General features: G+C 62.4%; 13 protein-coding genes. 5 read left to right on the top strand and 8 right to left on the bottom strand.

Features of this window, described 5'->3' with window-relative positions:
• Positions 1-146: 146 nt before the first annotated feature.
• Both proC and ubiA read right to left on the bottom strand, forming a co-directional pair.
• Entirely contained in the window at positions 147-974 is an 828-nt protein-coding gene (gene proC / locus EV679_RS09450) for a pyrroline-5-carboxylate reductase (RefSeq protein WP_130487114.1), read from the bottom strand.
• Between the two features lie 44 nt (positions 975-1,018).
• Positions 1,019-1,897: a 4-hydroxybenzoate octaprenyltransferase gene (ubiA, locus tag EV679_RS09445; RefSeq protein WP_130487038.1), complete on the bottom strand. Its 879-nt coding sequence runs from the start codon at positions 1,895-1,897 to the stop codon at positions 1,019-1,021.
• A 278-nt stretch (positions 1,898-2,175) separates the two neighbouring features.
• Here ubiA and EV679_RS09440 point away from each other — a divergent pair, with 278 nt between their 5' ends.
• Entirely contained in the window at positions 2,176-3,135 is a 960-nt protein-coding gene (locus EV679_RS09440; RefSeq protein ID WP_130487037.1) for an NAD(P)H-dependent flavin oxidoreductase, read from the top strand.
• A gap of 215 nt (positions 3,136-3,350) precedes the next feature.
• Here the strand turns inward: EV679_RS09440 and EV679_RS09435 are convergent, their stop codons facing one another.
• Positions 3,351-4,463, bottom strand: coding sequence for a high-affinity branched-chain amino acid ABC transporter substrate-binding protein (locus EV679_RS09435; protein WP_068372366.1), 1,113 nt, complete (start codon positions 4,461-4,463; stop codon positions 3,351-3,353).
• A 340-nt stretch (positions 4,464-4,803) separates the two neighbouring features.
• On the opposite strand from EV679_RS09435, the gene EV679_RS09430 reads away from it, so the two are divergent.
• From EV679_RS09430 to cysW, 4 genes are all read left to right on the top strand, one after another.
• On the top strand, positions 4,804-5,403 hold the full coding sequence (locus EV679_RS09430) for an RBBP9/YdeN family alpha/beta hydrolase (protein WP_068372370.1): 600 nt from the start codon (positions 4,804-4,806) through the stop codon (positions 5,401-5,403).
• Between the two features lie 78 nt (positions 5,404-5,481).
• Positions 5,482-6,498, top strand: a complete 1,017-nt coding sequence (cysP, locus tag EV679_RS09425) for a thiosulfate ABC transporter substrate-binding protein CysP (RefSeq protein WP_127774190.1) — start codon at positions 5,482-5,484, stop codon at positions 6,496-6,498.
• A 65-nt stretch (positions 6,499-6,563) separates the two neighbouring features.
• Positions 6,564-7,406, top strand: a complete 843-nt coding sequence (gene cysT, locus EV679_RS09420) for a sulfate ABC transporter permease subunit CysT (protein WP_068372376.1) — start codon at positions 6,564-6,566, stop codon at positions 7,404-7,406.
• Positions 7,407-7,409: 3 nt separating this feature from the next.
• Complete coding sequence (gene cysW, locus EV679_RS09415; RefSeq protein WP_130487036.1) at positions 7,410-8,246, top strand: sulfate ABC transporter permease subunit CysW; 837 nt, start codon at positions 7,410-7,412, stop codon at positions 8,244-8,246.
• 115 nt (positions 8,247-8,361) lie between these two features.
• Here the strand turns inward: cysW and EV679_RS09410 are convergent, their stop codons facing one another.
• The 5 genes from EV679_RS09410 to EV679_RS09390 form a co-directional block, all read right to left on the bottom strand.
• Entirely contained in the window at positions 8,362-8,856 is a 495-nt protein-coding gene (locus EV679_RS09410; RefSeq protein WP_068372381.1) for a Dps family protein, read from the bottom strand.
• Positions 8,857-9,020: 164 nt separating this feature from the next.
• Complete coding sequence (locus EV679_RS09405) at positions 9,021-9,968, bottom strand: LysR substrate-binding domain-containing protein (protein WP_130487035.1); 948 nt, start codon at positions 9,966-9,968, stop codon at positions 9,021-9,023.
• A gap of 254 nt (positions 9,969-10,222) precedes the next feature.
• On the bottom strand, positions 10,223-12,310 hold the full coding sequence (recG, locus tag EV679_RS09400) for an ATP-dependent DNA helicase RecG (RefSeq protein ID WP_130487034.1): 2,088 nt from the start codon (positions 12,308-12,310) through the stop codon (positions 10,223-10,225).
• Between the two features lie 21 nt (positions 12,311-12,331).
• On the bottom strand, positions 12,332-12,718 hold the full coding sequence (locus EV679_RS09395; protein ID WP_068372391.1) for a Rid family detoxifying hydrolase: 387 nt from the start codon (positions 12,716-12,718) through the stop codon (positions 12,332-12,334).
• Between the two features lie 129 nt (positions 12,719-12,847).
• Positions 12,848-13,627, bottom strand: a complete 780-nt coding sequence (locus EV679_RS09390) for a ferredoxin--NADP reductase (RefSeq protein WP_068372394.1) — start codon at positions 13,625-13,627, stop codon at positions 12,848-12,850.
• Positions 13,628-13,637: the final 10 nt, after the last annotated feature.

Here is a 13,637-nt window from a genome sequence, read left to right as displayed (position 1 = left end):
TTGCGTGCGGGTGGAAACGGTTGAAGGCAACGCTGGCCGCGATGCCAAAACGGCAATTCTACATTCCCCTACTGCCGTTGCCGTCTTTCAGGACACAGCTGGGCAGCAGGTTTAGTAGAAACCCTTAAACAAACGTTCCTGAAGCGCTATGAGCCGGTGCCCTGGCTGAGTTCGGCGGCACGTCGGGCGGCAGCCTGCATCGCTTCGCCAACGATGGCCGCCCATTCGCGCTGCTCGAAAACCTGCAGCGCGGCGGCAGTCGTGCCGCCAGGGGACGTCACCCGCTGGCGCAGGACAGCCGGGGATTCCGTGGAGTTTGCGGCCAGTTGTGCGGCCCCCAGCACGGTCTGGATCGCCAGCGTCTGCGCATCTGCCTGTGCCAGCCCCAATTGCTCGCCACCGGCGGTCAGGGCTTCGATCAGCAGGAAGATATATGCAGGACCGCTGCCCGACAGCGCCGTCACAGCATCAAGCTGCTCTTCGCGTTCGACCCAAGTGACCGTGCCCACTGCCGCCAGAATGGAAGCAGCCAGTTCGCGCTGTTCCTGCGGCACCTCGGCTGCGGCATACAGGCCCGAGGCACCCGCGCCGACCAGCGCCGGGGTATTGGGCATGCAGCGCACCAGGCGCGGCGATTCTGCGCCCGCCAGCCATTCCTCGAAACGCGCCAGCGTGATGCCGGCGGCGATGCTGATAACCAGCGTGCCTGGCGCCATCCACGGGCGGGTGGCCTGCACGACCTGGTCCATGACCTGCGGCTTGACGGCGTAGATCCAGACGTTGCAGGCGCGCAGCGCCTCGTCTGCGCTGGCCGCCACCGTACTGCCCTGCCCTTGCCAGCGCGCCCGGATATCCTCATTGATATCAACGACGTGTATGTTTCCTGCCGGACACAGTTTGCCCGACAGGCCTGCGCCCAGCGCTGCGGCCATATTGCCGCCGCCGATAAAGGCAATTCGCAAATCCTTAGACATCTCAGACACTCCCCCTCTCTCCTGCCCCCGGGCAGGTGCCGGTGTTATCCCAGCATGGTTTCCAGGAAAATCCCGGCAAAAACGGAAAAACCGAACCAGGTGTTATTGAGAAACGCACGGAAACATGCTGCGCGGTCCCGTTCGCGTATCCATAGCAAATGGCGCAGGGCGATGATGGCGGCAACGGCCAGCCCGACCCAGAACCAGCTTTGGTAGCCCTTCATGCCGCCAAAAACAGCCAGCAGCGACAGCGTCGCGGCATAGAAGAATGCCACCATCGTCACATCCCATGAGCCGAAGGTGACTGCCGAAGTCTTGAGCCCGAGCTTGATGTCGTCTTCACGGTCCACCATGGCATATTCGGTGTCGTACGCAATGGCCCAGCAGATGTTGGCGGCCAGCATGATCCAGGCTTCCAGCGGCAGTGCATTCTGGACCGCAGCGTAGCCCATCGGAATGCCGAAGCCGAAAGCAATGCCCAGATAGGCTTGCGGGATCGCAAAAAAGCGCTTCATCAGCGGATAAGTAATGGCCAGGAAGATAGCGGGCAGCGATAGCCACAGCGTCAGCTGGTTGAGCGGCAAGATCAGCAGCAGCGACACCAGGGCCAGCGCCGCCGCAACCAGCAGCGCTTCCTTGCCACTGATCTGGCCGGTCGTCAGGACGCGGGCCTGGGTCCGGTCTACGTGCCGATCGAAGTCGCGATCGAAATAGTCGTTGATCGCACACCCGGCCGAACGCATCAGCACTGTGCCTATGATGAAGACAATCAGGATGTACCAGGACGGCCAGCCGCCGGTCGCGGCCCAGAGCGCCCAGAGCGTGGGCCACAGCAGCAACAGTGAACCAATAGGCTTGTCCAGCCGCGTCAGGCGGGCATACAGTCCCAGGCGCTGGAACAAATCAGGCTTCAAGGCTTCCATGGTCATCGAATCAAATCCCCTTCGGCACACCTCGGCCCGCATCGGTCAAACGCTGTCCGCTGCGGCCCGCATTGGCGAAGCGAACATTGTAGCGGCTGCCCGGCGATCGATCAGCGCGACAACAAATTGACGCGACGGCAGTCATGCCGGCCCCGGGGGCAATCCCTGGCCCTCCCGGCTTCTTGCTTCATAATCGCTGGCAGGCCCCAGACCGGATGACAGGCCAGGCGCCGCCGCAACATAACGTGGCGCCCGGCCCATAACAAGGAGAGAGATAGATGTCCAAACTGCCCCGAATCCTCACGCAGTTGCGCCTGCCCGTGATTGCCTCGCCGATGTTCATCGTCAGCACGCCCAGTCTCGTCATCGCGCAATGCAAGGCCGGCATCGTCGGCTCCATGCCCGCGCTCAATGCCCGCCCGGCGGAACAGCTGGAAGACTGGCTGGCTGAGATCACCGAGAGCCTCGCGGCCCATAACCGGGCGCACCCGGACCGTCCAGCGGCCCCCTTCGCCATCAATCAGATCGTCCATCGCAGCAACCAGCGCCTGGAACACGATATGGCGCTGTGCGCCAAGTACAAAGTGCCGATCATCATTACTTCGCTCGGGGCACAGCCCGAGATCAACCAGGCTGCCCACGAATATGGCGGCATTGTGTTGCATGACGTCATCAACGACACCTTTGCCCGCAAGGCCATCGCCAAAGGCGCGGACGGCCTGATTGCAGTCGCCAGCGGTGCGGGCGGACATGCCGGCACCAAACATCCCTTCGCCCTGGTGCAGGAAATCCGCGCCTGGTTCGACGGGCCGCTGGCCTTGTCGGGCGCCATTGCCACCGGCAACGGCATTCTTGCCGCCCAGGCCATAGGCGCAGATTTCGCCTACATCGGGTCTGCCTTCATCGCCACGGAAGAAGCCCGTGCTTCGGCTGCCTACAAGCAGGCCATCGTGGACGGCAGCTCCGACGATATCGTCTATACCAACTTCTTTACCGGCATCCACGGCAACTATCTCAAGCCATCCATCGTGGCGGCCGGCCTGGACCCGGACAACCTGCCGGTCAGTGATCCGACGCAGATGAATTTCGGCGGGGACCGCGCCGCCAAGGCCTGGAAAGACATCTGGGGCTGCGGCCAAGGCATAGGCGCCGTCGGCCAGGTGCAAGCTGCCGCCGATTACATCGAGCAGCTGGCGCAGCAATACGCGGCGGCACGCCGCCGGCTGATGCTGGACTAGGCCCCCACGCTTGTCCGGTTGCGGCCGGCCGCTGTCGGCCGCAACCGGACAAGAAAGAAACAAGCCCTGGCACCGCGAAAGGTGCCAGGGCTTTGGACAGACAGGCTGGGCGCCAGCCCGCCAAGGATGGCCATGGGCAGAAGCCACGCCTGCCACTATCCATCACTAACCATCAGCCGGTGGCGCCTTGCCTGCCGGCTGGGTTGAACAGGGGCTTACTGCACCAGTTTCTGGCTGCCATCGGCATGCCAGGAATAGACCGAGAACTTGAAGTCGTTCAGGTCGCCCTGCTTGTTCCAGGAAATTTCGCCAATCGGCGTCTTGAAGCTGTTGGCATGCAGGTATTCGGCGATCACTTCCGGGTCTTCGCTCTTCGTGGCATTGATCGCGTCGAACAGCACCTGCGTTGCCGCATAGGCCTGCAACTGGAAGGCGCCGCTGGCGTTGCGGCCCTTTTCCTTGAAGAGACGCACCACTTCCGCATTGGCGGGGTCAGAGCTGAAATCGGCCGGCAGGGTCAGCAGCATACCTTCGACCGCGGGACCGGCAATGGCGTTGATGTCAGGATTACCTGCGCCTTCCGGGCCCATGAAGCGAGCTTTCAGGCCCTGCTCCGCCGCCTGGCGCAGCAACAGGCCCAGTTCGGGGTGGTAGCCGCCGAAATAGACGAAATCGACGCCGGCCGACTTCAGCTTGGTGATCACGGCGGAATAATCGGTATCTCCGGCATTGATGCCTTCGAAGACAGCGACGTCGATACCGCCGGCCTTGACCGTATCGCGCACGGCCGTGGCGATGCCCTGGCCATAGGATTGCTTGTCGTGCAGCACGGCCACCTTGGCCGGCTTGAGGGTTTCCACAATGAACTTGCCGGCTGCCGGGCCTTGCTGGTCGTCACGGCCAATGGTGCGGAAGATGAACTCGTAATCCTTGCCGTCGGTCAGTGCGGGCGCCGTGGCCGAGGGAGAAATCATCACTACGCCTTCGCTGTCATAGATATCCGCGGCAGCGATGGTTGCGCCCGAGCAGACATGACCGACGACGAAGCCGATACCGGCATTGACGACATTATTGGCTGCCACCGGGCCTTGCTTGGGCTCGCATGCATCGTCTATCACCTGCAGTTCCACCTGCTTGCCGTTGACGCCGCCCTTGGCGTTGTATTGTTCGACAGCCGTGAAGACGCCTTCGCGTACCATATCGCCATACTGCGTCACGGCTCCGGTTACCGGGCCGACAACGGCGATTTTCAGCGTGTCCGCATTCGCGGCAGCCGCCAGGCCAAGCAGGGAGAACGCAATCGGGGCCAGTTTGAATACAGCTTTCATGTAACGGTTCCTCTTGTGACGCGATATAGATGCAATGAACGGAGCTGGCCGCCATCACGGAAAAGCTCGCCATGCGGCGTCCGGCCTTATTCCTTGAGCATACACGATGCAATACCCATGCGGGCGTCCGGCCTAACCCTAATACTGTCCCTTTCATGTGAATCAATGTTCACGCAGCACTGCTTTTCCTACGGTGGAGAGGACCGGAGCATGCCTCACAACTGCCACAGAAAACCCACGGATTTAGCTATGCACAACCCGTCTTCATATTTCTTTGAAGAATATACAAAGGGCGAATTATTCGTTTGAGTTGCGTTCGCCGGCCTGCATCATGAGCGCCATGCGACTTCAGACCATCATCATCCCCGGCTGGCGCAACTCCGACGCCGGCCACTGGCAAAGCCTCTGGGAAAGCCGACTTTCGAACGTCGTGCGCTTGCAGCAGGAAGACTGGGACACGCCCTCACCGGCCGCCTGGGTGGATACGCTGGCGCGCGCCATCAGCGAGTCGCCGACGCCCGCGCTGCTGGTGGCCCATAGCCTGGGCTGCGTTACCGTGGCCCACCTGCCCGCCAGCCTGCAACGCCGTGTTGCAGGGGCGCTGCTGGTGGCGCCCGCCGACATCGAACGGCCCGGCGCTCATGAGGCCCTGCGCAGTTTCGGTCCGATCCCGTTGAACCCGCTGCCCTTTCAAAGCGTGGTAGTGGCCAGCGACAACGACCCGTATTGCGCGCTGGACCGCGCCCGGCTTTTCGCCGATGCCTGGGGCAGCCGCCTGAACATCCTTTCCGAGGCAGGTCATATCAACAGCGCCTCGGGGTTCGGTGCCTGGCCACAAGGCCTGAAGATCCTCACTGCGCTGCGGCGCCGCGCCAGTTGGCGCCTGGTACCGCCTGCGCCCCGCATTCCTCCGGTGCCGGAACGCACCGTCCGTACCTGAGCCACTTTTCCCGGCAATGGCCTTGGCAGTTACCCCTACCTGATTTTTTGAATCCGCCTTCCAGACAGGACACACAACATGCTGAAACGATTCCTGACCCGCAGCCTTGCCATCGCCCTGCTGGGCGCAACGGCCGCCGCCGGTGCCCAGACCAAACTGGGCACGGCTTCCTATGATATTTCCCGTGAGCTCTTCGGCGCGATCAATCCGCTGTTCGTGGCGCACTGGAAAGAAGCCAAGGGCGAAGACCTGACCATCGAACCGTCTTTTGGCGGCACCACCGCCCAGGCCAACGCCATTCTGCAGGGGTTGGCGATCAGCGCCGTCAGCTTCAACCAGGTCACGGACATCAACCTGCTGGCCAACCGCGGTTTCGTTGCCAAGAACTGGCAGCAGCAATTTGCCAACAACAGTTCGCCCTACTACAGCACCATTGCCTTCCTGGTGCGCAAGGACAACCCGAAGAACATCAAGAACTGGGATGACCTGGTCCGCGAAGACGTCAAGCTGGTCTTCCCCAACCCCAAGACCTCCGGCAATGCTCGCTATACCTACCTGGGCGCCTGGCTCTACGCCAATGAGAAATTCGGCGGCGATGAAGCCAAGACCCGCGACTTCGTTACCAAGCTCCTGGGCAACGTCGAAACTTTCCCCACGGGCGGCCGCGGCGCCACCACGGCCTTCGCCAATGAACAGGGCGATGTGCTGCTGACCTTCGAATCCGAAGTGAACAATATCGCGAAGGCAGATGAATTCAAGGACAAGGGCTTTGAAATCGTAGTACCGCCCGTCAGCGTCCTGGCCGAATTCCCGGTAGCGGTGGTGGAGCGTGTTGCCAAGCGTGAAAAGACCGAAGACGTCGCCCGCGAGTTCCTGCAATTCCAGTACAGTCCGGAAATCCAGGCCCTGCTGGCAAGCTACAATTACCGCGTGCATGACCCGGAAGTCATCAAGGCCAATGCCGAACGTTTCCCGAACGTCCGCCTGCTCAATCCGCAGGACGTGCTGGGTGACTGGGACAGCATCCAGGCCAAGCATTTCGCTTCTGGCGGCGTGCTCGATGAATTGCTCGCCAAGGCAGCCAGCCAACGCTGATCGCCTCACCGTCTGAAAGCTGATACTCACAAGGCGCCGCGTCATGCGGCGCCTTTGCGCCTTACATGCTGCCAAAATTCTTCAACCGCCCGCCCTCGCTGCCAGGCTTCGGCCTGAGCTTCGGCATCAGTGTCCTCTACCTGTCCCTGATCATCCTGCTGCCCATCGCGGGCCTGCTGATCTATGCCTCCGGCATGAGCTGGGCGGAATACTGGCGCGCCATCAGTGACCCGCGTGTCGTTGCCAGCTACCGCGTCACGCTCTACGGTGCCTTCCTCTCCACGGTTTTCGCGACCATCCTGGGTTTGCTGCTCAGCTGGATCATCGTGCGCTACGAGTTTCCCGGCAAGCGCGTGCTGGACGCCCTGGTTGACCTGCCCTTCGCGCTGCCGACCGCCGTCGCCGGGCTGACGCTGGCGCTGCTGTTGTCGCCGCCGGGCTGGCTGGGACAGTATTTTTCGGCATGGGGCATCAAGGTGGCCTATGCTTTTCCGGGCCTTGTCATAGCCATGGTCTTTACCAGCCTGCCATTCGTGGTGCGCTCGGTTCAGCCGGTGCTGGCTGATGTCGGGCCAGAATATGAAGAAGCCGCCAGGACCCTGGGCGCCCGGGACGGGCAGATCCTGTTGCGTGTCATTCTGCCGGCACTGCTGCCTGCGGTCATGACAGGCGCGTCCCAGGCATTCATCCGCAGCCTGGGCGAATTCGGCGCGGTGGTGATGATTGCCGGCAATCTGCCCTTCCGCACCGAGATAACCTCGTTGATGATTTTCATGCGGCAGGCAGAAAACAACTACCCTGCCGCAGCCGCCATCGCAACGGTCGTTCTGTTCGCTTCGCTGCTGTTGCTGTTCGGCCTGCGCATGGCGCAGAAGTGGCTGCTGCCCTGGTACCGGACGGAGGTTTGAGCCATGCAACACAAGCAACAAGGCTGGAAGGCCTGGACACTGATCGCCCTGGGCGTCACCGGCGCAGTGCTGCTGCTGGTACTGCCCCTGCTGCTGATTTTTACGCAGGCCTTGTCACTGGGCTGGAACACATTCGTCAGCAATGTTCTTGCTCCCGACACCGTGCATGCCATCAAGCTGACGCTGCTGATAGCCGCGATCACCGTGCCCGTGAACCTCGTGTTCGGCATCATGCTGGCCTGGTGCGTGACGCAGTACCGTTTCCGCGGCCGCCAGTTCCTCATTACGCTGACCGACATTCCCTATGCCATTTCTCCCGTAGTGGCCGGTCTGTGCTATCTGCTGGTATACGGGCTGGAAGGCCTGTTCGGAGAGTGGCTGTACGAACACGACATCCAGCTGATATTCGCCTGGCCCGGCATGGTCATGGCCACCATGTTCGTCACCGCGCCCTTCGTGGCGCGCATCCTGATTCCGCTGATGCAGGCGCAGGGCAATGACGAAGAACATGCAGCCTTGACGCTGGGTGCCAGCGGGTGGCAGATTTTCCGCCGCATCACGCTGCCTAAAATCAAGTGGGGACTGCTTTACGGCGTGGCCATCACCAATGCCCGCGCCGTGGGCGAGTTCGGCGCCGTATCGGTCGTATCCGGCGTCATTCGCGGCAAAACCCTGACGCTGCCGCTTTTGATCCAGCAGCTCAATGACGACAACAAGGCCGTGGCCGCCTTCACCGCCGCGGCATTGCTGACGACGATTGCCCTGGTAACGCTGGCGGCAAAGATCGTCATGGAACGCAAAGACGTACTGTTGCAAGCCCGCAGCCCGGGCAGCAAATAGACACAGAGACAGGCAAGAAAAAACGCCCTGGGCGCGGGAACTTCCCCTCACCCAGGGCGTTTTGCGTGGCACCGGCAGTCGCACCCTGCGGGCAAGCGATGCCAGCGGCTCAGGTTTATTGCAAGAGGCTGCGCAGCATCCACGCGTTCTTTTCGTGGATATCCAGGCGCTGGGTCAGCAGATCGGCGGTGGGCTGGTCATTGGCCTCGTCGGCCACGCTGAAAGCCTTGCGCGCCGTCTTGGCGACGGATTCATTGCCCTTGACCAGCAAGCGCACCATTTCCAGCGCTTCCGGCACGTCTTCCGGCTCGGCGATGGAGGCCAGTTTGGAGAACTCGCGATAGGTACCGGGCGCGTAAACACCCAGTGCGCGGATGCGTTCGGCGATATCGTCCAGCGCATTCCACTGCTCGGTGTACTGGTCCATGAACATCGCGTGCAGCGTATTGAACAAGGGACCGGTCACGTTCCAGTGGAAATTGTGCGTCATCAGGTACAGCGCGTGGGCATCGGCCAGCACCTTGGACAATTCCTGGGCAACTTCCAGACGGTTTTTTTCAGAGATGCCGATATCAATGCTGGGCGCAGCGACTTTCTTGGAACTGGACATACGTTTCTCCTGGTTCAGATGGCGGGTTCCCCGCCGTTGGGCGCCTGCCCGGCAGACTGCCAGCCAGGCGCTCTGATGACTGGGATAGCATAGCAGAAAGCCCGTAAGGCTTGCTCGCAGCCTGACTGCCGGATCTGCCTGGCGGTGTCCTGGGCAGGCGGCGTTCAGACCTGTTCGATCTCGCTTTCTTCGAGCATTTTCACATTGGGCATGCCGCACTCATACACGGTATGCGCCAGCGCATCGACGGCAGCCTGGCGCGGAAAGCTGCGACGCCAGGCCAGAACCACCCGGCGGTCCGGGACGGGCGAGCGGAACGGAATGTAGCGCAGCAGCGGCGTGCTGGACGCATCCTTGGGTACGGATGTGATCGGCAGCACGGTGATGCCTATCCCCGACGCCACCATGTGCCGGATGGTTTCCAGCGAAGACCCCTCGAACGAACGCTGGATACCATCGGCGGCGGCGGAAAACCGCGACATTTCCGGACAGACCCCGAGTACCTGGTCGCGGAAGCAGTGGCCATGCCCGAGCAGCAGCATGGTTTCCTGTTTCAGGTCATTGGCGTCAATGGCTTCCAGGCTGGCCCAGGGATGATTGACCGGCACGGCGACCACGAACGGTTCGTCGTACAGGGGACGGGTCATCAAACCGGTTTCCGGCAGCGGCAAGGCCATGATGGCGCAGTCGATTTCCCCCTGGCGCAGCAGTTCGACCAGGCGCACCGTGAAATTCTCCTGCAGCAGCAGTGGCATCTGAGGGATGCTGGCGATGTGGCGCGGCACAAGGTAAGGCAGCAGGTACGGCCCGATGGTGTGAATGACGCCCACACGCAATGGCCCGGACAAGGGGTCGTGGCCTTGCTGGGCGATTTCCTTCAGGTAGGCGCTTTCTTCCAGAACCTTCTGCGCCTGCGCCACGATGCGTTCACCCAGGGCCGTGACGCCGACCTCTGAACTGCCGCGTTCGAAAATCGCCACGCCCAGCTCATCTTCCAGCTTGCGTATGGCGACGGACAGCGTCGGCTGGCTGACGAAGCACGCCTCGGCAGCCCGCCCGAAATGACGCTCCCTGGCAACTGCGACGATGTACTTCAACTCGGTCAAAGTCATTAAAGAATTCCGCTATTTTTTTCTTGGAAAACCGGCAGCCTGAATGCTGCCGTGTCTTTACCACGTTTTCTGAGAGCCCCCGGCCCCCAGTGAATACCACTACGCCAGCACACCCTGACGGGCAAAGGCCCGGCTGCGCCATGCCGACAGCCCTGCGCTGCCCCATGAGCGCGCCTGGAATACCCAAAGCCTGAGTACATGATATGGCATCTGGCACGCCCCGCCGCATGATTGATGTTTCGTTTACATGGGTGTCACGTTCTCAGGAAATCTTCCCGGCCGGCCATCCAGCGGTCCAGGTGGTCGCTTGCAACTGCTGGCGCATCGCGCAGCAGTTGCCGCGCGGCATCACGCGCTTGCTCGGCCAGTTCGGGGAACTGTTCCGGGTCGCCATAGCGCAACATGGCCATGCCGGATTGACGTGTTCCCAGGAATTCGCCCGGGCCGCGTTGCGCCAGGTCGCGCCGGGCAATTTCAAAACCATCATTGGTTTCGTACATGGCCTTGAGACGGTCGCGGGCATGAGCCGACAGCGGGCCCTGGTACAGCAGGACGCAAACCGACTGCGCGGCGCCCCGCCCTACGCGTCCGCGCAATTGATGCAACTGCGCCAGGCCGAAGCGTTCGGCATGCTCTATCACCATCAGGGAGGCGTTGGGCACATCCACCCCGACCTCGATGACGGTGGTTGCCACCAGCAGGTCTATTTCACCGGCACGGAAGGCATCCATGACAACCGCCTTTTCCGTGGCGTTCAAGCGTCCATGCACGAGCCCGAGCGCCAGATCGGGCAAGGCGCTGCTCAAGGCAGCATGGGTATCGACCGCCGTCTGCAAGGCCAGCGCCTCGCTTTCTTCCACCAGCGGACAGACCCAGTAGGCCTGCCGCCCTTCGCGCACGGCCTGGGCCACCAGCGCGATGACCTCCTTGCGGCGTCCTTCTTCCACCAGTTTGGTGCGCACGGGCGTGCGTCCCGGCGGCAGTTCGTCGATCACCGAGACATCGAGATCGGCAAAATGCGTCATGGCCAGCGTGCGGGGAATCGGCGTCGCGCTCATATTGAGCAAGTGTGGCACTTCCGCAGCAGCGTCGTCTTCCCCTTTGCGGCTCAATGCCAGGCGTTGGCCCACGCCGAAACGGTGCTGCTCATCGACAATGACCAGCCCCAGGCAATCAAAATCCACATGGTCCTGCACCAAGGCCTGGGTGCCCACCACCAGCGGCGCCTGCCCCTGCGCCACGGCCTGCAAGGCCTCGCGGCGGGCCTTGGCCTTCTGGCTGCCGCTCAACCAGGCAACCGGCACGCCCAGCGGCTCCAGCCAGTCCACCAGCTTGCGAAAGTGCTGTTCGGCCAGCAGTTCGGTTGGCGCCATCAACGCCACCTGTGCGCCGGCATCTATCGCCTGGGCCGCTGCCAGCGCTGCCACCACCGTCTTGCCGCTGCCGACATCGCCCTGCAGCAGGCGGTGCATGGGGTGGGCCCGGCCCAGGTCTGCAGAGATTTCAGCAACCACGCGCTGCTGCGCGCCGGTCAGCGCGAATGGCAGGCGTGCCAGCAAACGCTTGGTCAGGGAGTCTTCATCAGTACGCAGCGCCAACGGGCGGGCGCGCTTGGCCAACCGGGCAGCCCTGGCTGCCGCCATGGACAGCTGGTGCGCCAGCATTTCGTCGAACATGACGCGCCGCCAGGCCGGATGCGTGCGAAATTCCAGAGTGTGCAGCGGCGTTCCTGGCTCAGGGGCATGCAGAAACATGACGGCTTCATGCAAGTCCATCAGGCCCAGCCGTTCGCGCAGCGGCGCCGGCAGGATGTCGTCCAGGTGCGCGCGCGGCAGCGCATCTGCAATCGCCTTGCGCAGCACTGGCTGCGACAAGCCTTCCGTGGTGGGGTAAACCGGTGTCAGCGCCTGCGGCAAGTCGCGACCCGCCGGCACGATGCGCGGATGGATGATTTCCTTGCCGAACAGGTTGCCCCGGACTTCCCCGATGGCGCGGATTTCCGCACCCTCTTCAACCTGTTTGCGCTGATTCGGATAGAAGTTCAGCCAGCGCAAGGTCATGGTGCCGCTGTCGTCAGCCAGCGTCACGCTCAATTGGCGGCGCGGCCGCAACAGCACCTCATTGCGCGTCACATGGCCGGACACTTGCGCCACGCTACCAGGACGTGCCTGGGCAATGGGAACGACCTGGGTTTCGTCTTCGTAGCGCAGCGGTAAATGCAGCGCGAAGTCTTCCGGGCGGCGCAGGCCCAGGCGTTCCAGCCGTGCGGCAACAGTCGCCGCCGACGGGCGCCCGCGGGCGCCTTGACGGCCTTTTTTGCCAGACGGTGCTTCTGTCTGCATGAAAGAGGCGGCGACTCCCGCTCAGATGACGAGAATGGCCTCGACTTCGAACTGTGCGCCCTTGGGCAGGCTGGCCACGCCGATCGTGGAACGTGCCGGGAACGGTTGCGGGATCAGTTCCGCCATGATGGCGTTGGCTGCCGCGAAACGGCTGAGATCCGTCAGGTACAAGGTCAGTTTGACGACGTTGTCCAGCGTGCCGCCGGCTGCTTCGATAACCGCCGCCATATTGGCAAACGCCTGGCGCACCTGGGCTTCGAAGTTTTCCGACACCAGTTCACCGGTACCGGGTTCCAGGCCGATCTGGCCGGAAAGGAACACTGTGCGCGCGCCACTGGCGGCAACAGCCTGGGAATACGGACCGACCGCTGCCGGGGCGGCATCGGTATGAATGATTTGCTTGCTCATGTTGTTCTCTCGCTTGGCCGCAGTCTCCCCCCGGGAGCCTGACAGATTGGACGCCGCCGGGCACCCCGGCGGCGTAACGATTATATATAAGACCGGCGCAAGGGCCAGCGCGCAAGCGGGCAGGCGGGCTTATTTCTCGACAAAGGCCCGTTCCACGACGTAATCGCCAGGCTGGCCTACCCCCGGGGAAATCACGAACCCCCGGCTGTCCAGCATGGCGCTGACGTCCTGCAGCATGGAAGGACTGCCGCAAATCATGGCGCGATCCACGGCCGGGTCCAGCGGCGGCAGGCCGATCGTTTCGAACAGCTTGCCGTTCTCGACGACTTCGGTCACCCGGCCCTGGTTGCGGAAAGGCTCGCGCGTCACCGTCGGGTAGTAAATCAGCTTTTCACGGACGATATCGCCGAAAAATTCATTTTCCGGCAGTTCCTTCTGGATATAGTCGGCATAGGCCAGTTCACTGACCCAGCGCACGCCGTGCAGCAACACGACCTTCTCGAAGCGTTCGTACACTTCCGGGTCCTTGATGATGCTCATGAACGGCGCCAGGCCGGTGCCTGTGCCGAACAGGTAGAGATTGCGGCCATTGGGGCGCAGATCATCGGCCACCAGCGTGCCCACGGGTTTCTTGCTGACCAGCAGGGTGTCACCGGGCTGCAGGTGCTGCAGGCGGGAAGTCAGCGGACCGTTCTGCACCTTGATGCTGAAGAACTCCAGGTGTTCCTCGTAGTTCGCGCTGGCAATACTGTAGGCACGCAGCAGCGGCTTGCCTTCGACTTCCAGGCCGATCATGACGAAGTGGCCGTTATGGAAACGCAAGGCGGGGTCGCGGGTGGTCCTGAAGGAAAACAGGGTGTCGTTCCAGTGATGCACGCTGAGCACACGCTCGTTGTAGAAGGCTGCCATGTTGTTGACG

This window comes from Kerstersia gyiorum, assembly GCF_004216755.1.
Classification (GTDB): Bacteria; Pseudomonadota; Gammaproteobacteria; order Burkholderiales; family Burkholderiaceae_B; genus Kerstersia; species Kerstersia gyiorum.
This window is presented reverse-complemented; position numbering and strand designations above follow the sequence as displayed.

What these genes read in the sequence shown, in the direction of transcription:
- EV679_RS09405 (WP_130487035.1), bottom strand. Translation starts at nt 9,968, where the DNA reads ATGACTTTGACCGAGTTGAAGTACATCGTCGCAGTTGCCAGGGAGCGT.
- EV679_RS09410 (WP_068372381.1), bottom strand. Translation starts at nt 8,856, where the DNA reads ATGTCCAGTTCCAAGAAAGTCGCTGCGCCCAGCATTGATATCGGCATC.
- EV679_RS09390 (WP_068372394.1), bottom strand. Translation starts at nt 13,627, where the DNA reads ATGGCAGCCTTCTACAACGAGCGTGTGCTCAGCGTGCATCACTGGAAC.
- EV679_RS09440 (WP_130487037.1), top strand. Translation starts at nt 2,176, where the DNA reads ATGTCCAAACTGCCCCGAATCCTCACGCAGTTGCGCCTGCCCGTGATT.
- recG (WP_130487034.1), bottom strand. Translation starts at nt 12,310, where the DNA reads ATGCAGACAGAAGCACCGTCTGGCAAAAAAGGCCGTCAAGGCGCCCGC.
- cysP (WP_127774190.1), top strand. Translation starts at nt 5,482, where the DNA reads ATGCTGAAACGATTCCTGACCCGCAGCCTTGCCATCGCCCTGCTGGGC.
- ubiA (WP_130487038.1), bottom strand. Translation starts at nt 1,897, where the DNA reads ATGGAAGCCTTGAAGCCTGATTTGTTCCAGCGCCTGGGACTGTATGCC.
- EV679_RS09395 (WP_068372391.1), bottom strand. Translation starts at nt 12,718, where the DNA reads ATGAGCAAGCAAATCATTCATACCGATGCCGCCCCGGCAGCGGTCGGT.
- proC (WP_130487114.1), bottom strand. Translation starts at nt 974, where the DNA reads ATGTCTAAGGATTTGCGAATTGCCTTTATCGGCGGCGGCAATATGGCC.
- cysT (WP_068372376.1), top strand. Translation starts at nt 6,564, where the DNA reads ATGCTGCCAAAATTCTTCAACCGCCCGCCCTCGCTGCCAGGCTTCGGC.
- EV679_RS09435 (WP_068372366.1), bottom strand. Translation starts at nt 4,463, where the DNA reads ATGAAAGCTGTATTCAAACTGGCCCCGATTGCGTTCTCCCTGCTTGGC.
- EV679_RS09430 (WP_068372370.1), top strand. Translation starts at nt 4,804, where the DNA reads ATGCGACTTCAGACCATCATCATCCCCGGCTGGCGCAACTCCGACGCC.
- cysW (WP_130487036.1), top strand. Translation starts at nt 7,410, where the DNA reads ATGCAACACAAGCAACAAGGCTGGAAGGCCTGGACACTGATCGCCCTG.